Raw genomic sequence first — 21326 nt, 5'->3', positions numbered from 1 at the left:
CGGGTCAGCCGAGCTACCAGCAGACCGAAATGACACTCCTGGGCGGGGGGCGGACGCTGACGGCCCGGCTGCCGGCCGCGCTTTCGGTCGAGGGCGGCACGATCGAGTACTACCTGGAGGTCACCAGGGGCCCCGACTCGTTCCCCATGGGTTCGCCCGCCCGTCCGTTCCGAAGACCCGTGTTCACCCGCGAGCAGTTGATCAGACGCAGGGTGGGGGCCGGCTGCGACTACACCTTCGCGGGCGAGCCGGTCAAGTTGCTCCTGCGCGCCCGCGGATACCGAGTGCAGTCCGCCATAGTGAAGTACATGGCGCCGGGCCTCAGGGGCGAGACCGCCATGCCCATGGAGCGCGTGCCCGGGGGCTTTTCCGCCTCGGTGCCCGGCGGCATGACCAAGCTGGGCGGCTGGGTCTACTACGTGGAGGCCGTGATCGACGGCAGGCCCTACGCCTTCCCGGCGAACCGGCGGGCGACCTTCATCCTGAACGAACGGCCGCGGCCCGTGATCCCGGTACGGCCGGCAGTGGTGCCGGTGGTGCCGCTGGTGCCCCCGCCGCCCGAGGGCGCCACCGAGGGCGCCAGGCCCCGAGCGGTCCTGGCCTCGTTCCAGGTGCCCTTCGGCCTTCTCACCAGCCATGCCGTGGGGCGCCAGGTCAACCAGGTCCGTCTGCGCCAGAAGATCGGGCAGGAGAAGTCTGCCGAGGTGATGCGCGACCTGCTGGACCGGCTCAAGGCCCTCGGCCGCTGGGAGATTGTCGACCTGCCTCCCGTTTCGCAGCTGCCCGCCTACAGCCAGCTCAGTAAGAGCGAGACCTTCAACCACGGCGGCGTGGTCTTCACCCGCCAGGCGCTGGGCGAGACGCGCATCCTCTCCCCGGGCCGCGCGGCCGTGTTCCGGGAGCTCCGGCGGGCCACGGGCGTGGACGTCATCCTGATCGCGCAGCTCAAGTGGTACCTGGACGTGATCTCCTCCTTCGACAGGGCCACGCTGCGGCCGAAGCCATCGCCTGCATTGGTATTGGATGCCTTGACGTAGGCCTGCTGCGTCCAGACACCTCCGCTGTCACGGGTGAAGACATAGACCGCCCCGGCGGAAGGTGCGTTGTTATCGGCCTGATCACCGTTCACGCCGGTGGCGGCACTGGCTTCATCGTGAGCGCCCACCACCAACGTGTCGCCATCAGCCGAAAGGGCTACGGTCCCGCCAAAGATATCCCACGCCTCGGCATTAGATGCTTTAACATAGGCCTGCTGCGTCCAGACACCTCCTGTGTCACGGGTGAAGACATAGACCGCTCCGGCGGAAGCTCCACCATCATCTTCACCAAAAGCGCCCACCGCCAGCGTGTCGCCATTAGCCGAAAGGGCTACGGTGTTGCCGAACTGATCGACCGACACCGTATTGGATGCCTTGACATAGGCCTGCTGTGTCCAAACACCTCCTGTGGCACGGGTGAAGACATAGACTGCCCCGGCGGAAGGTGCGTTGTTATCGGCCTGATCGCTGTTCACGCCGGTGGCAGCACTGGCTTCCCCGTAAGCACCCACAGCCAGTGTATTGCCGTCGTCCGAAAAGGCCACGGCAACGCCGAAATGATCATTTTCACCCGTGTTCGAAGCTTTAACATAGGCTTGCTGCGTCCAAGCACCTCCTGTGTCACGGGTGAAGACATGGATCGCCCCGGAGTCAACTACGCTGTTGTTCGTCTCGTCGCCGTTCACGCCGGTGGCAGCACTGTCATCACCCCAAGCACCCACAGCCAGTGTATTGCCGTCAAACGACAGGTCCACAGCAACGCCGAAAAAATCGTTCTGATCTCTACTGGATGCCTTGATATAAGCTTCCTGGGCGAGATTCCGTCGAGTAACAACGATGGCATAGGTGCGAGTTGTCGTGCCATCTTCAGCCGTCACCACAATAACGATGGCGTTGTCCCCTATTTCCAATCCGACTGAAATGTTATTGCCACCGTTGATCGTGAAGCTCGCGTTAACATCGGTCGTCGCAGCAGCGACATCGACGCTGCCGGTGCCAAATGGCACGGCCGCGGTGTAGTTAGTCACCACCGAGTCAAATACCGGGGTGAGCATCCCGACACTCAAGGACAGGGATGCAAGTGACGCATCATTATTCAGTGCGGCGCGGGTAACCACGATTGTATACGTACGAGTTGTCGTGCCGTTTTCAGCTGTCACCACAATGGAAATAGTGTTATCGCCAACGATTAGCGCGATCGTGCCGTTGTTGCTGCCATTGATCGTAAAGCTGGCACTGCTGTCGCTCAAAGTCGCAGCGACATCGACGCTGTCGGTGCCATTTGGCACCGCGACTGTATAGCTGGTCACCGCAGTGCTGAACGCTGGGACCAGCGTCATGCCGGTTATCGACAGGGACGCTAGTGATGCATCAGCACCGAGGGGCGGAGGTGGCGCAGGAGCGCTTCCGCCACCGCCACCACCGCAGCCAAACAGCAGCAAGCTGAAAGCGGCCAAACCAGCAATCCGATATGTTGCGATATTGGCTCTGCTCATTTCTTCCTCCGGGGCCCAGTATCCGTCACAGACGGTAGCGATAAGTGAATAATTACACTGTCAATGCAATTCAATGATTCGGCAGCAAGGCGATCTTGGGGTCCTTCGAGGGGCATTCCGTGGCTTCTCGAAGGAAGCGAGGACCCGTGGCTTTCCGTCCCCGTCTTTCGGCGGGTTTGGCTTTGTCGTTATTTGTCCTCTAAGGATAGTAGAAAATTGGTCAGATTGCCTGACAATTAACCTAATCTGAACCCATTCGAGCGACAGGAATGTCTGCTTTGGGTCGTTAGCGGCCTCTTGTCATCTTATCAGGCCAACGGCCGCTTTCGGGGGTAAAGCAGACGCTCCAATGGCTCGAAACTTGCTGTTTTGACAGGCCGGTTTCGGCCACAAGCGGACATTCGATGGGCGCAGTTAGAAACTAAAATCGCGGTTCGCTCGCGCTGGTCGTCCCGCTCGCCGATTCGGGCTACTTCCCACGCCCGTCGGCCGCGCCTCTGTGGCTGATGGGTTCCTGCTCGGTCAGGCCGAATATCTTAAGTGCGAAGGCATAGTCGTGCGTCCGTTCCTTAAGGCGTTCGAAGCGTGCGGCCGAACCAGCGTGGCCGGCTTCCATGTTCACCTTTAGAAAGAACGGCCCACCATCTGCCTCATCACGCATGCGCGCGACCCACTTCGACGGCTCCCAATAAGTCACCCGGTAATCGGTCAGGCCGCCGGTGGCGAGTACGGGTGGATAATCGATGTCGCTGCGGATGTTGTCATACGGCGAATAGGCCGCGATCGTGGTATACGCCTCCGGGTCGTTAATCGGATCGCCCCACTCGACCCACTCGGGCGGTGTTAGCGGCAGCTCAGCATCCGAAATTGTCGTCACTACGTCCACAAAGGGCACGGCCGCAATTACGCCACCAAACAAGTCAGGTCGCAGGTTCAGCGTTGCGCCGACGAGAAGGCCGCCCGCCGACCTGCCGTAGATTACGGTTTCGCCCTTGCGCCCGTAGCCTCGCTCCTGCAGTTCCTCGGCGGCATTCGCGAAGTCGGAGAACGAGTTCTTTTTCTTTTCGAGCTTGCCATCGAGGTACCACTGTCGGCCCTTTGCCGCGCCGCCACGAACGTGCGCGGTCGCATAGACTACGCCGCGATCGACAAGCGACAAAATGCTTGTGTTGAACCACGCCTGGACAGTCGAGCCGTAGCTGCCGTAGCCGTAGAGCAGCAACGGCGCTGTGCCGTCAATGTGCGTCGACTTGAGTCTCAGTACGGTGACAGGCACCTCCGCCCCATCGTCGGCTGTAATGAAGAAGCGCTCGACAACGTACAGCTCGGCATCGTGGCCACTCGGCACTTCCTGAGTCTTCCGGAGCACACGCTCGCGCGACTCCATATCGAGGTCTAAGGTCTGCTCTGGGGTCGACGGCGACTCGTAGGTAAACCTCAGGTTGCTAGTATCGAACTCATAGCCCGACGACAATCCGAGGTAGTAGGCGCCCTCGTCGAATTCGATCTCGTAGACGTCCTCTTGTTCGTAATTCGAGACGACAATACGTGGGAGCGCGTTCTCGCGCTCCAAGCGTACGAGGCGATCTTGGAACAGCACGAAATCGCTAATGTAAATACCGGCCTCATGCGGCAGCCACTCCTCCCAGTTATCGCGGCCCGGCTCGGATACAGGCGCGCGTACTATCTTGAAATCGACCGAGTCGTCAGCGTTCGTGCGAATGTAGAAATAGTCACCGGCATGCTCGACGTAGTAGAGCTCGTCGTCAAGCCGCGGCGCGATGAGCGTGGGTTCCGTGCCGGGTTCGGCATCCGCGCGTAGAAACCGGTACTCGCTCGACGTGCCCTTTCCGACGCCGATCAATATGTACTCGCCACTCAGCGACTTTTCGATGCCCAGGAAGAAGCTGTCATCGGGCTCTTCGTAAGCGAGTAGGTCATCAGCTGAGTCTGTGCCGATGATATGGTGCTTGACGCGCTTCGGGCGTAGGTTATCGTCCCTCTCAACATAGTAAAAGGACTTCGAATCGGCGGTCCAGACGACGGTGCCGTCGGTCGAAGGTATCGTCTCCACGTACTCCTCGCCGGTAACGATCGTACGGATACGGATATCGTAGTACTCGGAACCGAGCCGGTCCACGCTGTAAGCGATTAGATCGTGGTTCGGACTGTGACTAACCTTCGCGATGCGGAAGAAATCCTCGCCCTCACTTTCGATGTCGCCGTCATACAGGATCGTCTCTTCTCCGCCGTCACGCGGTGTGCGTACGTAGATCGGGTATTCGCCGCCCTCGCGAAACCGAACTGCATAGGCGTACTCACCATCCGTGGCCGGTACCGTGCTGTCGTCTTCCTTGATGCGTCCGCGCATTTCCTCAAACAGCTGGTCACGCAGTGCCTCGAGGTCGCCCGTGGCCTCCCCGTAGAACCCGTTCTCAGCGTCGAGGTGCTCGCGGATGTCAGCATCGAGTTCACCTGGATCGCGCAGGACCTCTTGCCAATTTTCGTCACGCATCCAGGCGTAGTTGTCAGTGCGTTTGATGCCGTGCTGCTCAATCTCGATCGGGCGTTTCTCGGCAATGGGAGGATCGGCGGACAAGAGTGAAAACGGTACGGACATGGCGGTTTCAGTGGTAGCTGGTTCGTTGGGCTTTTCGCCGCAAGCGGCAATTGCAAGCGCGGCGGTGAGTAAGGAGATGCGGGCGGTATCATGCATGGGGTCATACCTCCAGAACTTGTGCGTCTGCTTTGGGTCATTAGCGGCCCCTCACGACTCTACCATCCCAACGGCCGGCTTTGGGTCGTTAGCGGTCGTTCACGACTCTACCAGCTCAATGGCCGCTTTTGGGTGCAAAGCGGACATCGAATGAGTGAATGGGGGCACAAAAAAACCCGGCACAGGACCGGGTCTTCAGTTTTCTTGGTAGCGGGGGCAGGATTTGAACCTGCGACCTTCGGGTTATGAGCCCGACGAGCTGCCAGACTGCTCCACCCCGCATCCGCAAGGCGCGCATTTTACAAACCCTCCGCGTTTTTTGCAACCGAAATCGGTGTGCCGGAACACCCGGAAGGCTTCTATTTCATTGGCCTGCGAGAATCAGGGCAGGACGCTGGCACACAGTGCAAGGAGACCGCCCGGAAACAACCCCAAAAACAGGACCAGCAGCCCGTTGGCGGACAAGACCACGCGCATATCAACTTCTGTCTGCAGCGGCTCTGCATCCTCCGGGGCATCGAAATACATCAGTTTGATGATCCGTAAATAATAAAAAGCGCCGATCACCGAAAAAAGGACGGCAAGGATGGCCAGCCAGGCCATGCCGGCATCCAAAACGGCCATGATGACCTGTATCTTGGCGTAGAAACCGAGCATCGGCGGCACGCCAGCCATGCTGAACATGACGATCATCATGATCAGCGCGAACCAGGGGCTGCGCTGGTTCAGACCCTTGAAGTCCTCGAGATTCTCGGCTTCAAAACCTTTGCGGCTGAGCAGGATGATCATACCGAAAGCGCCGGTCGCCATGATGACGTAAGCCAGGGTATAAAACAGGGCCGCCTGGTAGCCCACCGGCCCGCCCGCCAGGAACCCCAGCAATATAAAACCGACATGGGAAATTGTCGAATAGGCCAGCATGCGTTTTATATTGGTTTGCACGATCGCAACCAGGTTGCCGATGCCCATCGACAAAATGGCAAGCACCATCACCATATCCCGCCAGCTGCCATACATGTCGCCCAGCGCTTCCGCCAGGATCCTCATGAACAGGGCGAATGCGGCAATTTTCGGTATCGTGCCGACATATAGCGTGACCGAACTCAGCGCGCCCTGGTATACGTCGGGCACCCACATGTGGAACGGCGCCGCGCCGAATTTGAAGGCGATGCCAACCAGCAGGAAAGCCAGCGCCAGCAAGAACTCGATGCGCAGCGGGTCCGCCCCGGCCAGGGCCACCTTCAACTCGGTCAAGTCAAGCGTCCCCGTCGCCCCGTAAAGCAGCGACATCCCATAAAGCAGGCAGCCGGAGGCGATTGCGCCGAGTACGAAATATTTCATCGCGGCTTCCGAGGACAACACTGAATCGCGATTGATCGCGACCAGGGTATACAGCGACAGCGACAGGAGCTCCAGGCCGAGATATATCGTAATCAGGCTGTTCGCGGCGATCATGACCATGATCCCCAGCAAGCCAAACAGCCCGAGTACGAAATACTCGCCCTTCAACAGATTGCGCTGCTGCAGATAGTTTCTCGAGTACAAAAAAACCACCGCCAGCACCGCGTAGCAAAACAGTTTCAAAGTCGTACCCAGCTGGTCCGCCACCACCATGCCGGAAAAAATGATCTCGCGGCCTGCCGGTACGAAGCGATAAGTCAGCCAGGCGGCCCCGATCAATGTCAGGATGCTCAGTATGTAGCTGAGCGTTTGATTTTTTTCCCCGGAAAACGCCGCCGCCATCAACACCACACAGGCCATTGCCAGAACAAAAATTTCCGGTGCGACCAGGCTCAGTTCGTGTGCACTTAGAGTCATATTGGGCTCGTTATTCTCTACAACTTCGATTGCATGATGTGCTGCAACAGGTTATCCAGCGTGACCTCCATGACCTCGGTCAATGGGTCTGGCCACACGCCAAGTAAAAGTACTGCAAGAGCTAAGGTTGCTAACACTATGAATTCTCTTGTGTTTATATCTTCCAATTCTGCGACTTTGGAGTTGGCGATCTCGCCAAAAATAACCCGTTTCACCATCCACAGGGTATACGCGGCACCCAGCACGAGCGTTGACGCCGCGGCAAAGGCAATCCAGAAATTTGCCTTGAAGCTCGCCAGGATCACGAAAAACTCACCGACGAAAGCAGAGGTGCCGGGCAGACCGGCGTTGGCCATCGCAAAAAATACCATCAAGGTTGCAAACCACGGCATGGAATTGACCACCCCGCCATAATCGGCAATCTGCCGGCTGTGCATGCGATCGTAAAGCACACCGACGCAAAGGAACAAAGCGCCAGAGATCAGCCCGTGCGAGATCATCTGCACCATCCCGCCTTCCATACCCAGCACCGCGCCCGCGAGGCTCCCGGTATTGGCGTAAATGGCAAACGGCAGGAAAAAACCGAGCGTCACGAAGCCCATGTGGGCGATCGAAGAATAGGCGATCAATTTCTTCATATCACGCTGCACCAGTGCGACAAAGCCGATATAGACCACCGCGATCAGCGACATCGCGATAATCAAACCATCCAGGCTGCGGCTGGCGTCCGGCGTAATAGGCAGGCTGAAACGCAAAAACCCGTAACCGCCCATTTTCAACATGATGGCCGCCAGGATGACCGACCCGCCGGTTGGCGCTTCCACGTGCGCATCCGGCAACCAGGTATGTACCGGCCACATCGGCACCTTGACCGCAAACGCCAGCAGGAACGAGATGAATATCAGCAGTTGCGCATTCATCCCCAGCGACAGCTTGTGGAAATCCATGATCTCGTAGCTGCCTGTTTGCAGGTACAGGTAGATCAGCGAAACCAGCATGAATACGGAACCCAGAAAGGTATACAAAAAGAACTTGATGGTCGCGTAAACCCTGCGCGGCCCGCCCCAGATGCCGATGATCAGGAACATCGGTACCAGCATCGCTTCCCAGAAAACATAGAAAAGCATGGCGTCCAGAGCGGCAAACACCCCGATCATCAGCCCTTCCATGATCAGGAACGCGGCAAAATACTGGCTGACATTGGACTTGACGCCTTGCCAGCCTGCAACGATCACCAGAACGGTCATGAAAGTCGTCAGCAAGATCAATGGCATCGAGATCCCATCGACACCGAGGTGGTAATTCACATTGATGGCGGCGATCCATGGATGGAACTCGGTAAATTGCATCGCCGCGGTCCCGCTGTTGAACTGGCTGTACAGTGGAACACTCAGCAACAACGCGACCCCTGCGGTAGCCACGGCGATCCAGCGGCCTGCGTTCAACCGTTGTTCACCGACCGCCAGTACCAGGAGGCCACCGCCGACCGGCACCCAGATCAGCAAGCTCAGCAGAAAATCGGAGTAATGCATCTATAAAATCCGTGTTGTCCCAGGCCTATTGCCGTCAGCCGCGCAACAGCAACCAGCCCGCGAGGACCGCGAAACCGAAAATCATCGTGAAGGCATAGTGGTACAGGTAACCGGTTTGTATGCCGCGCACCCTTTGCGCAATCCAGGCGATACCGTTCGCGGTGCCGTTAACCAGGCCGCCGTCGATGATTTTCTCGTCGCCAATTCGCCACAGGAACTTGCCCACGCCACGCCCGCCTGCCGCAATAATTTTCTCGTTGAAGTCGTCGAAGTAATACTTGTTGACCAGCAGTTCGTACGGGTGCTTGAGGCGCCGGGCGATCTCCTGACTGAGCCCGGGGTTCTTCAGATAGACCCACCAGGCGGTACCGACGCCACCGATGGCCAGCCAGAAAGCCGGGCCCTTGATGCCATGCAGCACGAACGCGGCCGGCCCATGGAAATCCTGTCCCAGTCTGGCCAGTACATCCTGCGCCGGCAATACCCTGATTGAGTCGCCAAAAAACCCGCCGAACAACAATGGCTCTATCGTGTACCAGCCGATCATGGCGGACGGGATGGCCAGCAAGACCAGCGGCACGGTCACAACCAGCGGGCTTTCCTTAAGTTGCTCGCGGGTATGCCGGTCCATGCGTTCCTTGCCATGGAAAGTCAAAAACAGCATCCGGAAGGTATACAGTGCGGTCACGAAAACACTGAGCAAAATAGCCCAGTACGCCAGCCCGGCGCCCGGCGCCTGGGACAAATGAACCGCCTCGATCAGCGCGTCCTTCGAGAAAAAACCCGAGAACCCGGGGAAACCGATCAAAGCCAGGCTGCCAACCACTGCCGCCCAGTAGGTGACCGGCATGTACTTGCGCAAACCGCCCATTTTCCGCAGGTCCTGCTCATGGTGCATGGCGATGATTACCGAACCGGCGACCAGGAACAGCAAAGCCTTGAAAAACGCGTGCGTCGTCAGGTGAAAAATACCCGCCGCGTAGGCTGAAGCGCCGAGCGCGACGGTCATGTAACCGAGCTGGCTGATCGTCGAATAGGCAACCACCCGCTTGATATCGTTTTGCACGATGCTCAGCAGCCCCATGAAAAACGCGGTCAATGCGCCGATCACCAGGACGAAACCCAGCGCGGTCGTCGAAAGCTCGAACAGCGGCGACATCCGCGCGACCATGAATATGCCTGCGGTCACCATGGTAGCGGCATGGATCAAGGCTGAAATCGGGGTTGGGCCTTCCATCGAGTCGGGCAGCCAGACGTGCAGCGGGACTTGCGCGGACTTGCCCATGGCGCCGATGAACAGGCATATGCAGATCACCGACAGGACTTGCCAGTCCATCCCCGGGAAAATCTGCATGGTTTGCGATGTCAATGCCGGCGCTTGTTGAAATACCTGCCAGTAATCCATGCTGCCGGTGTAGTAATAGATCCCCGCGATACCGAGTATGAAACCGAAATCCCCCACCCGGTTCACCAGGAACGCTTTCAGGTTGGCGAGAATCGCGGTCGGCCGCTTGTACCAGAAACCGATCAGCAGATAAGACACCAGGCCGACTGCCTCCCAGCCGAAAAACAACTGGAGGAAGTTGTTCGACATCACCAACATCAGCATGGAGAAAGTAAACAGCGAGATGTAGCTGAAAAACCGCTGGTAACCCGGGTCGTCTTTCATGTAGCCAATCGTGTAGATATGCACGATCAGCGAAATAAAGCTCACCACCGCCATCATCAGCGCGGCAAGACGGTCGATCAGAAAGCCGACTTCCATGTGCAGGCCATCGATATCGGCCCAGGTGTAAACCGAGCCATTGAATACCGGGTCGCCATCAACGACGATCCCCTTCAATACATATAGCGAAAGCCCGCAAGACAAGGCGACTGCCAGGATGGTCAGCCAGTGAGCGCCCGCGCGGCCAATCTGCCGTCCAAACAGGCCGGCGACAATGGCTGCAAGCAACGGGGCAAGAACGATGGTCAGATAAATATTTTCCAAGGTCAGCCCCTCATGCCGTCCATGTCTTCCACATTGATGCTGCTGCGGTTACGAAACAGCAGAATCAGGATGGCCAGTCCGATCGCCGATTCGGCGGCCGCAACCGTGAGGATGAAAAACACGAAAATCTGACCGGAGAGGTCGCCGAGGTAATGTGAGAACGCGATGAAATTGAAATTGACCGCCAGCACCATCAACTCGATGCACATCAGCAGCACGATGACGTTTTTCCGGTTGATGAATATGCCGGCCACACTGATGCTGAACAAAATCGCGCTGAGCAGCAGGTAATGAGTAAGACCTATGTTCATTGGTCTTTCTCCGTTTTCATTTTTACCAGGCGCACACGGTCTTCAGCGCGCACCGCAACCTGCTTGGCGATATCCTGTTTTTTCAGCCCAGGCCGACGACGCATGGTCAGCGCTATCGCCGCGATTATCGCGACCAGTAGCAGCACCGCGGCCAGTTCCAGCGGATAGACGTATTCGGTATAAAGCACCGCGCCCAACGCTTCGGTATTCGAATAATCGGCGGGCGCAGGCTCTGGCGCCACACCCAGGCTGAATCCTTTCGCCTTGAACCAGACCACATGCGCGATTTCCAGAATGACCACCAAGGCGACGCCGATACCCAGCGGTGCATACCGGGTCAGCCCTTCGCGCAAGCGCTGGATGTTGATATCCAGCATCATCACCACAAACAGGAACAACACCATGACCGCGCCGACATAGACCAGCACCAGGACGATCGCCAGAAATTCCGCCTCCAGCAACATCCACAACACGGCGCTGCTGACGAATGCCAGCACCAGGAACATCACCGAATGTATAGGATTGCGGGCCGATATCACCCCCAGCGCCGCAACCACCACGACAAACGCAATCCAGTAAAATAAAATACCTTGAAACAAAGTGTCAGTTCCTGATTCCGAAAAGCTGTTATTTATCTGTAGCGGGCATCCGCCGCCTTGTCCGCGGCGATCATCGTTTCGTACTTGTCGCCGATAGCCATCAATTTTTCCTTGGTCATGATATTTTCGCCACGATTTTCCATGTGGTATTCATGGATACGCGTCTCGACTATGGCATCCACCGGGCAGGCTTCCTCACAGAAACCACAGTAAATACACTTGAACAGGTCGATATCGTAACGAGTCGTTCTGCGGGTGCCGTCCGCGCCAACATCCGACTCGATAGTGATGGCCAATGCCGGGCACACCGCCTCGCAAAGTTTGCAGGCGATGCATCGTTCCTCGCCGTTGGGGTAACTCCGCAGTGCGTGCAAACCGCGAAACCTCGGGGATAGTGGCGTTTTTTCCTCGGGATACATCAGCGTAAATTTTTTGACGAAAAGATTGCGCATGGTCACGCTCAAGCCCTGGAAAAGCTCCCAGAGGAAGAAGGTTTTGAGCAGACTACGGACCTGATTCATCTCACCACCTCAGACCGACCACGGACCGATTTTCATCGCCGCCATGACGCCCTCGACAAAAATCCAGACTATCGTGATCGGTATAAAAACTTTCCAGCCGAGCCGCATGATCTGGTCATAGCGATAACGCGGAAAGGTTGCGCGAAACCAAAGAAAACAAAACAGGAACAAACAGATTTTCATCGATAACCAGAAAAACGACGGCTCCGCGAGCCAGGTGTCGCCCACGATCGGCATGCCTTCGAATGGCGACAGCCATCCGCCCAAAAAGAATATCGAAGTCAACGCCGATATCAGGATCATGTTGGCGTATTCGGCGAGAAAGAATATCGCGAACGCCATGCCCGAATATTCGACATGGAACCCGGCGACGATCTCTGACTCGCCCTCGGCAACATCGAATGGCGCGCGGTTGGTCTCGGCCACACCGGATATAAAAAACACAACAAACAACGGCAACAACGGCAGCATGAACCATTGCGACATGCCCCCCTGCTGGGCCATTACGATTTCCCCAAGATTAAGACTGCCGCCGGCCATCAGCACACCCACCAGCGCGAAACCCATGGCTATTTCATAGGCGACCATTTGCGCCGCCGTGCGCATGGCCCCCAGCAACGCATACTTCGAATTGGCCGCCCAGCCCCCAAGAATAACGCCGTATACACCAAACGACGTCAGCGCGAGCAGATAAAGCAGGCCCGCATTGATATCGGCAATCACAAACTCCGGGTTCAGCGGGATAACCGCCCAGGCGGCAAACGCCGGCAGGATCGACAACACCGGCGCGATCAAAAAAAGAAAGCGATCGGAATTGGTCGGAATAATGATCTCTTTGAGCATCAGCTTTAGCGTATCGGCGAACGGCTGTCCCCAGCCCATTGGGCCGACGCGATTCGGGCCGATGCGGTTTTGCATATAGCCGATGACCTTGCGCTCGAAAAAAGTCAGCAGCGCGACGCAAATAATTAATGGCAACACCACCACGATGATCTTCAGGACGATGATCATGAGTTCCCGGACCCACTCCGGAATACTCATCCACGTGGCAAACAGGGAATCCATTAACCCGCCCATCTCAGAAACTCACGACCGCCGGACTTGCCGGAGACTCCTGTTCGATTTCCTGCAGGGGCCGGGACCGGCGGACAATGGGGTCGGTGCGATACATGGGCACATCCTCCGCCTTGCCGGAGCCCCCCGCCGCTTCTGCATTCGCGCGATCGCCATGATAGGCATTGTCGGGCCTGATCTCACCCAGGGTCTTCGCCAGTTCATCCCTGACCTGTTGCGAATCCTGGTAATCGAAGGCGTCCAGATCCAGCAGGTTGCCGAGGACTCGCAGCACTTTCCACGCCGGCCTGGATTGCCCGACCGGCGCCGCGGCCGCGGCCACGCTTTGCCAGCGTCCTTCCGCGTTGACATAGGTACCGGGTGATTCTGCATAACTGCCGACCGGCAGGATTACATCGGCGTATTCCTTCAAGGTGTCGCTGGCATAACTACTGATAGCGACCACCAGATCGGCTGCCGCCAGGCTTTTCAATGCGGCTTCGCCATTTGCGCAGTCGAATTCCGGCTCGCAACCGAGCAACAGATAAGCCGACAAATTACCCGCCAGCATGGCGGGTGCATCCAGACCCGCATCTGGTGTCGATTTGCCGCCCGCATCGCGATGAGGCAACACGCCGGCCAGGCAGCCGGCAACAGCGTTGCCGCCGTCCGGGATATAGCCGAGGCTGGCGCCGGTCAGGCCGGCCAGTTTCGCCGCCATTGCCCTGATGCCGGCCCAGGCCGGGTGACGCTGGGCAAGGTGGCCCAGCAAAATCATGCCAACCGTGCCGTTATTGAGGCTATCGATTATTTTTCGGTGATCGCCGTTGGCGGACTTACCGCCTTCCGCGACCGCCACCAGCACCGCCAACTCTCCCGCGAGGTCATCCGCAACAAGATAGCCAGCAACCGGAAACAGGTAGCGGTACTCGCGCGGATTCAGGAAACTGATGCCCGCGCCACCGACGGCCGCCTTGCGGACCCGGTGGGCCAGCAGCGGAACTTCGTTGCGTAAATTCGAACCGACGATCAAGGCGGCGTCGAGTTTCTCCAGACCGGCGATTTCCGTACCCAGCCATGGGAATACCGGGTCCGCATCCTGATCCGAAAAATCAATCTGCCGCAATCGGTGATCAATATTCTTCGTGCCCAAACCATCGGCCAGGCGCGATAACAGGTGAAACTCCTCGAGCGTGCTGTTTGGCGACGCCAGCATGCCGATCTGCTCAGCGCCCTTTTCCGTCGAGATTTTCCTCAGGCCGGTCGCGGCCCGTGCGAGCGCATCCTCCCAGCTGGTCTCGCGCCACTCGCCTTTGCTCTTGACCATCGGCTGTTCGACGCGGTCACTGGTGTAAATGCCATAACATGCATAACGATCGCGGTCGGAAATCCAGGTTTCGTTGATTTCTTCGTTCATTCGCGGCACCAGCCGCAACAGCTTTCCTCTGAGTACGTGGCCAAACAAATTAGTGCCAGTGCAATCGTGCGGTGACACCATCGGCACCTGCAGCATCTCCCAGCTTCGCGCCCGGAATCTGAATGGTTTGTTGTTGAGCGCGCCGACCGGGCACAGATCGATGACATTGCCCGACAGTTCATGATCGACCGTCTTGCCGATGTAGGTACTGATCTCCATGGTCTCGCCACGGCCGATCGTGCCGAGTTCCTGGAATCCGGCGATCTCCTCGGTAAATCGGGTACAACGTGTGCATTGAATACAGCGCGTCATATCGGTTGAAATGAGCGGGCCGATGTTCTTGTCCTTGACCACTCTTTTGCGCTCGGTATACCGCGACGCATCCTTGCCATAGCCCATCGCCAGGTCCTGGAGTTCGCATTCGCCGCCCTGGTCGCAGATGGGGCAATCCAGCGGGTGATTAATCAGCAAAAACTCCATGACCGCTTTCTGCGCGCCCCGGGCGTACGCCGAGCGGGTAAACACTTTCATGCCATCGGCGACCGGGGTCGCACAGGCCGGCAAAGGCTTGGGCGCGTTCTCGACTTCGACCAGGCACATCCGGCAGTTCGCGGCAATGGTCAGTTTCTCGTGGTAACAAAACCTCGGCACATAGACGCGCTGCGCATCGGTCACCTCGATGATCATTTGCCCCTTGCGTGCCGTCGTCGGTACGCCGTCTATCTCAATGTTGACAAAATCTTCGCTCATTCAGTTTTGTTCCGCTTCTCTTGCCTCTGCTTCAGGCTGCAACTTTAGCGTCTTGCTCAACGATGCTTCGTCCGCGATGCTCCAGCATGTACCTGAATTCGTGACCGAAATGTTCGATAAAACTCTGCACCGGCCAGGCTGCTGCATCGCCCAGCGCGCATATGGTGTGCCCTTCGATGCGGCCAGCGACATCGATCAGCATCTCCAGGTCACCCTGCCGCCCCTTGCCGCTCATGATCCGACGTATCACCCGGTTCATCCAGCCGGTACCTTCACGGCATGGCGTGCACTGGCCGCACTGCTCGACAAAATAAAATCGCGACAAGCGCTCGAGTACACTGACCATGCAAGTGGTTTCATCCATCACAATCACGCCGGCGGAGCCCAGCGATGAACCCGCTCCCTGCAACGAGTTGTGGTCCATATTGCACTCGAGAATGATTTCCGCCGGCAGTACCTTTACCGATGATCCACCCGGAATCACCGCCTTCAGTTTGTTGCCGTCGCGTACGCCGCCCGCAAGTTCGAGCAATTCTTTAAACGGCATGCCCAGACCGACTTCGAAATTGCCCGGTTTGTTGACATGCCCGGAAACTGAAAAAACACACGGGCCGCCCGAGCCTTCGCTGCCCAGATCGGCAAACCATGTTGCGCCGTTGCGAATAATGCTCGGTACCGAAGCATAGCTTTGCGTGTTGTTGATATTGCTGGGGCGGCCATAGATACCGTAATTGGCCGGGAACGGAGGCTTGAAGCGAGGCTTTCCCTGTTTTCCTTCCAGCGATTCCAGCATCGCCGTTTCTTCGCCACAAATATAAGCACCGGCGCCGATGAAGGTATGAATCGTGTAATCGAAACCTGAACCGAGAATGTTTGCTCCCAGCAGGCCGGCCGCTTCTGCCTCGACCACCGCCGTTTCAAAACGCGGCACCGGTTCGGCCATGAATTCGCCGCGAATATAGTTGTAGCCGATGCTGGCGCCCATGCAATAGCCGCCAATCGCCATGCCCTCGATTACCGAGTGCGGGTTGTAACGCAGGATATCGCGGTCGTGACAGGTACCCGGCTCGCTTTCGTCCGAATTGCACACGACATAGTTCTGGCCGGGTGCGTTCCTCGGCATGAAGCTCCATTTCAGACCGGTCGGGAACCCGGCGCCGCCGCGCCCTCGCAAACCCGAAGCCTTGATAATCTCGATCAGGTCTTGCGGCGGGATTTTCTCGGCAAGAATTTTTTTCCAGGCCTCGTATCCGCCCACCTTGAGATAGTTCTCATAGGTCCACGGCTGGTCGAATTGCAGCGTGGTAAAACAGACCTGGTTAGATTCCATCGCCACTACTCCAATCCATCCAGGATGCCGTCCACTTTTTCGGTGGACAGATTTTCGTAGTAAACGTGATCGATCATCATCATTGGTGCGCCATCGCAAGCGGCAAGACATTCTTCTTCCTGTTTCAGGTAGAACTTGCCATCGGCGGTGCTCTCACCGGTCTTGATTCCGAGCTTTTTCTCCAGGTGATCGACGATGCGATCGCAACCGTTCAGCATGCAGGAAATATTGGTGCATACCGAAATGCTGTGGCGGCCAACCGGTTTGGTCTCAAACATGGAGTAAAAAGTCGCCACCTCATAGACCTGGACCACCGGCAGATCCAGATAATCGGCCACCGCCGTCATCAGCCCATCGCTAAGAAAGCCATGGTTTTCATGCTGTGCGGCCTGCAAGGCTCCGATCAGCGCGGAGCGCTGCTTGCCCTCGGGAAATTTTGCCACCCAACGATCGATTTCCGCGCACACGTGCGCCGACAAATTCCCGACATGGTTGTTGTTAGCGCCCATTAACGGTCGATCTCGCCAAATACGATGTCCTGGGTACCGATGATGGCGACAACATCCGCCAGCATATGGCCGGTTACCATCTCGCTCATCGACGCCAGATGGGCAAATCCCGCCGCCCTGATTTTGACTCGATACGGCTTGTTCGCGCCATCGGAAATCAGGTACACGCCGAACTCCCCTTTCGGATGTTCGATCGCCGCATAGGCTTCACCTTCGGGCACGCAATAACCCTCAGTAAACAGTTTGAAATGGTGGATCAGCGATTCCATGTCGTCCTTCATTTCCACGCGGGTCGGCGGGACGACCTTTTGGTCGCTAATCATGACCGGGCCGGGGTTTTCCCGCAGCCAGTCGATACATTGCCTGATGATCTGGTTGGACTGACGCATTTCCTCGACCCGGACCAGGTAGCGGTCGTAACAATCGCCATTGACGCCGACCGGTATATCAAAATCGACACGATCGTAAACTTCATACGGCTGTTTCTTGCGCAGGTCCCATTCCACACCCGAGCCTCTGAGCATGGGGCCGGTGAAACCCAGTTGCTTGGCCCGCTCAGGCGTCACCACGCCGATGTTGACGGTCCGCTGTTTCCAGATCCTGTTATCGGTCAGCAAAGTCTCGTATTCATCGACGCAAGCCGGAAACCGGTCGCAAAAAGATTCGAGGAAATCGAGCATCGAACCTTCGCGGTTCATATTCAGGCGTTTGACTTCTTTTGCGTTTCTTATTTTTTCAACGCGCGAGAAACGGGGCATTTCCTCCGGCAAATCGCGATAGACGCCACCGGGACGATAGTAGTTCGCGTGCATCCGGGTACCCGAGACCGCTTCATAACAATCCATCAAGTCTTCGCGTTCGCGGAAGCAATACAGGAATATGGTCATCGCCCCAATATCGAGCCCGTGCGTCCCCAGCCACATCAGATGATTCAGCAGGCGGGTAACTTCATCGAACATCACGCGGATATATTGCGCACGTATCGGCGGCGTGATGCCCATCAGTTTTTCGATCGCCAGTACGTAACCGTGCTCGTTGCACATCATCGATACATAGTCCAGGCGGTCCATATAACCGATGGTCTGGTTGTACGGCTTGCTTTCGGCGAGTTTTTCGGTGGCCCGGTGCAACAGACCTATATGCGGATCGGCCTTCAGTATGACCTCTCCATCCATTTCCAGGACCAGGCGAAGCACGCCATGGGCGGCCGGGTGCTGCGGCCCGAAATTCAGCGTGAAATTCTGGAGATCAGTCATTGCCTTGCTCTTTTTCCCGGAGCGACGCAAACCGGTCGTCATGGCGGATGACCTTCGGTACCAGCGTGCGTGGTTCTATAGTCACCGGCTCGTACGCAACTCGGCCAAGCTCGGGATCGTAACGAACCTCGACATTGCCGATCAGCGGAAAATCCTTCCTGAAGGGGTGGCCGATAAAGCCGTAATCGGTGAGAATCCGCCGCAGATCCGGATGCCCGTCGAACAAAATCCCGAACAAGTCGAAAGCCTCGCGCTCAAACCAATCGGCGGAATTCCAGATTTCGTACACCGAATCAATAACCGGAGTGATCTCATCGCGAGGAAAAGCCCTTAGACGGAACCGGTGGTTGCGTTCCACCGATAACAGGTGGTAAACCACGGCGAACCGCCTCGGCGGCTGATACCGGGTTTTTACCTTGCGCAGCTCCGCACTAGCGTTGCTTGCAACCCCCCGGCTGAACCCGGACCCGGTCGCTTCGTTCGTTTGCCATTCGACGCTTCCGTAATCCAGGTAATCCACGCCACAGACATCGATCAAGGTGTCAAAAGAAAACGGATCCTCATCGCGCAGGACCTGGCAGACAGCCAGGAGATTTTCAGGCTCGACCTCGAACACCGCTTCCCCGGTCGACGATTCGACCCGTAAAATCCGATCACCGAATTTTTGCTCAGCATTATCAATGAGAGAGGCGGTTTTCCTGTTCATTCTTGTTGCTGGCCTTACCGGGCAATGGTATTCGTACGTCTGATTTTGTTCTGAAGTTGCAGAATTCCATAAATCAGCGCCTCGGCTGTCGGCGGGCAGCCCGGCACATAAACATCAACGGGAATGATTCGGTCGCAACCCCTGACGACCGAATAGGAATAATGATAATAACCACCGCCATTCGCGCACGAGCCCATGGAAATCACCCAGCGCGGCTCAGCCATCTGGTCGTAAACCTTGCGCAGGGCCGGCGCCATCTTGTTGACCAGGGTCCCGGCAACAATCATCAGATCGGCCTGACGGGGGCTGCCGCGAAATATGACGCCAAAACGGTCCAGATCGTATCGTGCGGCCCCGGCATGCATCATTTCAATCGCGCAGCACGCCAGGCCGAAAGTGACCGGCCACAGCGAACCGGTACGTGCCCAGTTTATGACCGCGTCAAGGCTGGTGGTAACCCAGCCATGGCTTTGCAAGTCTTGTTCCAGGTCTGTGGCAACGGCGCCAGATTCTAATCCCATTCCAGCGCACCTTTTTTCCACTCGTAGATGAAACCGATGGTCAGGAGAAACAAGAACACGCCCATCGACGCGAGGCCAAACAAGCCGACCTTATCCAGGCTTACCGCCCATGGGAAAAAGAAAGCTATCTCCAAGTCGAAAATGATAAAAAGAATGGCGACCAGGTAATAGCGAACATCGAACTTCATGCGTGAATCTTCGAACGCTTCGAAACCGCATTCGTATGGAGACAGCTTTGCGGGATCCGGCCGGTTCGGCCCGAGGAGGAACCCCAGCAGCAGCAGCACAATCCCCAGACCGCCAGCTATCGCCAGAAAAATCAGAACCGGAAGATAATTCGCCAGCATGCGAGAACGTCCTTTTTCAGTGATGAAACTTGCCGTTTAAGCCCAAGGCTGTCCAGGCCGTCAGATTTTAACAGGCCACAGCGTTCAAGCAATGATAATTCGGCAAGTCCCTGCTTGGTGCCGATGGCCGGACTCGAACCGGCACGGCTTTCGCCACTGCCCCCTCAAGACAGCGTGTCTACCAGTTCCACCACATCGGCAGCAGGGTAGTGTCTTAACCGGTATCCTCCGGGTCGGGAGTCGCCGGTGCATCGTCGCTTTCATCCATTGCCGGCAACGCCGGTAGGCTGTCACCAGCCTGCTCCACCGGAAACATTTCGACCGGCTCATCAGACAGTGCTCGCTCGGACGATATTTCCTGCTCCAGGATGCTGAGCGGCTCAGTCCTCTGACTGCTGAAATAGGCAAGTGTCAGGCTGGTCATGAAAAACACGGCCGCCAGGACCGCTGTCGTGTGGGACAGAAAATTGGCCGAGCCCTGCGCGCCAAACACAGTGCCGGACGCTCCGGCTCCGAACGCCGCACCCGCTTCCGCCCCTTTTCCTCTTTGCAGCAAGACCAAGCTGATGAGGCTGGCCGCAACGAACACATGAAGTATCAATATTCCAGTCTGTAACATATTGTCTCTCTATTTTTAAATTCAAACGGCCGCGACACAAATCTTCGCGAACTCGTCACCCTTCAACGATGCGCCACCAACGAGACCGCCGTCCACGTCCTCCTCAGCAAACAGTTCCGCCGCATTGGCGGCCTTGACGCTGCCCCCGTAAATCAGGCGTACGGAACCGCCAATTGTAGCATCCTGAGCGACCAGCCGCTCACGGATAAACCCGTGAACTTCCTGCGCCTGCCGCGGTGTCGCGGTTAAACCGGTGCCGATGGCCCACACGGGTTCATAAGCGACAATCGCGTTCTTAAATCCGTCTATCCCTGCCACATCCAGGACCGCATCGAGCTGCCGGCCGACAACGGCAAAGGTCTGCTCGGCCTCTCGTTCCGCCAGAAGTTCTCCGACGCAAAGTATCGGAACGAGGTTGCCCCGCTGGGCCGCAACGAATTTTCTGGCGACCAGGGCATCGTCTTCATGGTACAGCGCGCGCCTTTCCGAATGACCGACAATGACGTGACTGCAGCCCACGTCCGCCAGCATCTCGGCAGATATTTCACCGGTAAACGCACCCGCCGCGTCGGCGCAAACGCTCTGTCCGCCCAGTTGAATGCCGCTGTCCCGAATCTGGCGCTCTACTTCCTGCAAATACACGAATGGCGCGCAAACCAGGATTTCGCTGTTGAACCGGGCTGGCAGCTTATCGATCAGATCGGCGACAAGTTGTTGATTTTCATGGCGTAAACCATGCAATTTCCAGTTCCCGGCAATAAATGCTTTTCTCATACCTTAATCCGTGAATGGTGCTCG

General features: G+C 57.3%; 18 protein-coding genes, 2 tRNA genes and 1 riboswitch. All 20 genes read right to left on the bottom strand.

Annotation, left to right across the window (positions count from 1 at the left end; translation table 11 throughout):
• Nucleotides 1-787: 787 nt before the first annotated feature.
• The 20 genes from IIA05_06365 to IIA05_06270 all read right to left on the bottom strand — a co-directional run bounded on the left by IIA05_06365 (nt 788) and on the right by IIA05_06270 (nt 21302).
• Nucleotides 788-2533: a cadherin-like beta sandwich domain-containing protein gene (locus IIA05_06365; GenBank protein ID MCH9026724.1), complete on the bottom strand. Its 1746-nt coding sequence runs from the start codon at nt 2531-2533 to the stop codon at nt 788-790.
• A 77-nt stretch (nt 2534-2610) separates the two neighbouring features.
• Nucleotides 2611-2724: riboswitch (cyclic di-GMP riboswitch) on the bottom strand.
• Between the two features lie 278 nt (nt 2725-3002).
• Complete coding sequence (locus tag IIA05_06360; protein ID MCH9026723.1) at nt 3003-5249, bottom strand: S9 family peptidase; 2247 nt, start codon at nt 5247-5249, stop codon at nt 3003-3005.
• Nucleotides 5250-5454: 205 nt separating this feature from the next.
• Nucleotides 5455-5531, bottom strand: a tRNA-Met gene (locus tag IIA05_06355).
• A 99-nt stretch (nt 5532-5630) separates the two neighbouring features.
• Nucleotides 5631-7067 carry an NADH-quinone oxidoreductase subunit NuoN gene (gene nuoN, locus IIA05_06350; protein ID MCH9026722.1) on the bottom strand — a complete coding sequence of 479 codons (1437 nt, stop codon included), beginning with the start codon at nt 7065-7067 and terminating at the stop codon, nt 5631-5633.
• A 17-nt stretch (nt 7068-7084) separates the two neighbouring features.
• Entirely contained in the window at nt 7085-8599 is a 1515-nt protein-coding gene (locus IIA05_06345) for an NADH-quinone oxidoreductase subunit M (GenBank protein MCH9026721.1), read from the bottom strand.
• Between the two features lie 34 nt (nt 8600-8633).
• Complete coding sequence (gene nuoL / locus IIA05_06340; protein ID MCH9026720.1) at nt 8634-10589, bottom strand: NADH-quinone oxidoreductase subunit L; 1956 nt, start codon at nt 10587-10589, stop codon at nt 8634-8636.
• A 2-nt stretch (nt 10590-10591) separates the two neighbouring features.
• Nucleotides 10592-10900, bottom strand: coding sequence for an NADH-quinone oxidoreductase subunit NuoK (nuoK, locus tag IIA05_06335; GenBank protein MCH9026719.1), 309 nt, complete (start codon nt 10898-10900; stop codon nt 10592-10594).
• The gene (locus IIA05_06330) at nt 10897-11499 is read right to left on the bottom strand and encodes an NADH-quinone oxidoreductase subunit J (GenBank protein ID MCH9026718.1); all 603 of its coding nucleotides are present in this window, start codon (nt 11497-11499) and stop codon (nt 10897-10899) included. The genes nuoK and IIA05_06330 overlap by 4 nt, the downstream gene beginning before the upstream one ends.
• A 32-nt stretch (nt 11500-11531) precedes the next feature.
• Complete coding sequence (gene nuoI / locus IIA05_06325) at nt 11532-12020, bottom strand: NADH-quinone oxidoreductase subunit NuoI (protein ID MCH9026717.1); 489 nt, start codon at nt 12018-12020, stop codon at nt 11532-11534.
• Nucleotides 12021-12029: 9 nt separating this feature from the next.
• Complete coding sequence (gene nuoH / locus IIA05_06320; GenBank protein ID MCH9026716.1) at nt 12030-13085, bottom strand: NADH-quinone oxidoreductase subunit NuoH; 1056 nt, start codon at nt 13083-13085, stop codon at nt 12030-12032.
• Between the two features lie 13 nt (nt 13086-13098).
• Nucleotides 13099-15240 carry an NADH-quinone oxidoreductase subunit G gene (locus IIA05_06315; protein MCH9026715.1) on the bottom strand — a complete coding sequence of 714 codons (2142 nt, stop codon included), beginning with the start codon at nt 15238-15240 and terminating at the stop codon, nt 13099-13101.
• Nucleotides 15241-15271: 31 nt separating this feature from the next.
• The gene (nuoF, locus tag IIA05_06310; GenBank protein MCH9026714.1) at nt 15272-16570 is read right to left on the bottom strand and encodes an NADH-quinone oxidoreductase subunit NuoF; all 1299 of its coding nucleotides are present in this window, start codon (nt 16568-16570) and stop codon (nt 15272-15274) included.
• 5 nt (nt 16571-16575) lie between these two features.
• Nucleotides 16576-17079 carry an NADH-quinone oxidoreductase subunit NuoE gene (gene nuoE, locus IIA05_06305; protein ID MCH9026713.1) on the bottom strand — a complete coding sequence of 168 codons (504 nt, stop codon included), beginning with the start codon at nt 17077-17079 and terminating at the stop codon, nt 16576-16578.
• Entirely contained in the window at nt 17079-18335 is a 1257-nt protein-coding gene (locus IIA05_06300; GenBank protein MCH9026712.1) for an NADH-quinone oxidoreductase subunit D, read from the bottom strand. The genes nuoE and IIA05_06300 overlap by 1 nt, the downstream gene beginning before the upstream one ends.
• On the bottom strand, nt 18328-19041 hold the full coding sequence (locus IIA05_06295) for an NADH-quinone oxidoreductase subunit C (GenBank protein MCH9026711.1): 714 nt from the start codon (nt 19039-19041) through the stop codon (nt 18328-18330). Before IIA05_06295 ends, IIA05_06300 begins: the two co-directional genes overlap by 8 nt.
• A 14-nt stretch (nt 19042-19055) precedes the next feature.
• Nucleotides 19056-19562, bottom strand: a complete 507-nt coding sequence (locus IIA05_06290) for an NADH-quinone oxidoreductase subunit B (GenBank protein ID MCH9026710.1) — start codon at nt 19560-19562, stop codon at nt 19056-19058.
• Entirely contained in the window at nt 19553-19909 is a 357-nt protein-coding gene (locus IIA05_06285; GenBank protein ID MCH9026709.1) for an NADH-quinone oxidoreductase subunit A, read from the bottom strand. The genes IIA05_06290 and IIA05_06285 overlap by 10 nt, the downstream gene beginning before the upstream one ends.
• A gap of 115 nt (nt 19910-20024) precedes the next feature.
• Nucleotides 20025-20109 (bottom strand) — tRNA-Leu (locus tag IIA05_06280).
• A 14-nt stretch (nt 20110-20123) separates the two neighbouring features.
• Nucleotides 20124-20528 (bottom strand): preprotein translocase subunit SecG, encoded by a 405-nt coding sequence (gene secG, locus IIA05_06275; GenBank protein MCH9026708.1) that lies wholly within the window; start codon nt 20526-20528, stop codon nt 20124-20126.
• Nucleotides 20529-20549: 21 nt separating this feature from the next.
• On the bottom strand, nt 20550-21302 hold the full coding sequence (locus IIA05_06270) for a triose-phosphate isomerase (GenBank protein MCH9026707.1): 753 nt from the start codon (nt 21300-21302) through the stop codon (nt 20550-20552).
• Between the last annotated feature and the right edge of the window lie 24 nt (nt 21303-21326).

This window comes from Pseudomonadota bacterium, from assembly GCA_022572885.1.
In the GTDB taxonomy this organism is placed as follows: domain Bacteria; phylum Pseudomonadota; class Gammaproteobacteria; order Steroidobacterales; family MnTg04; genus MnTg04.
Note: the sequence above shows the minus strand (reverse complement) of the source record. Positions and strands in the feature narration are given on the sequence as shown.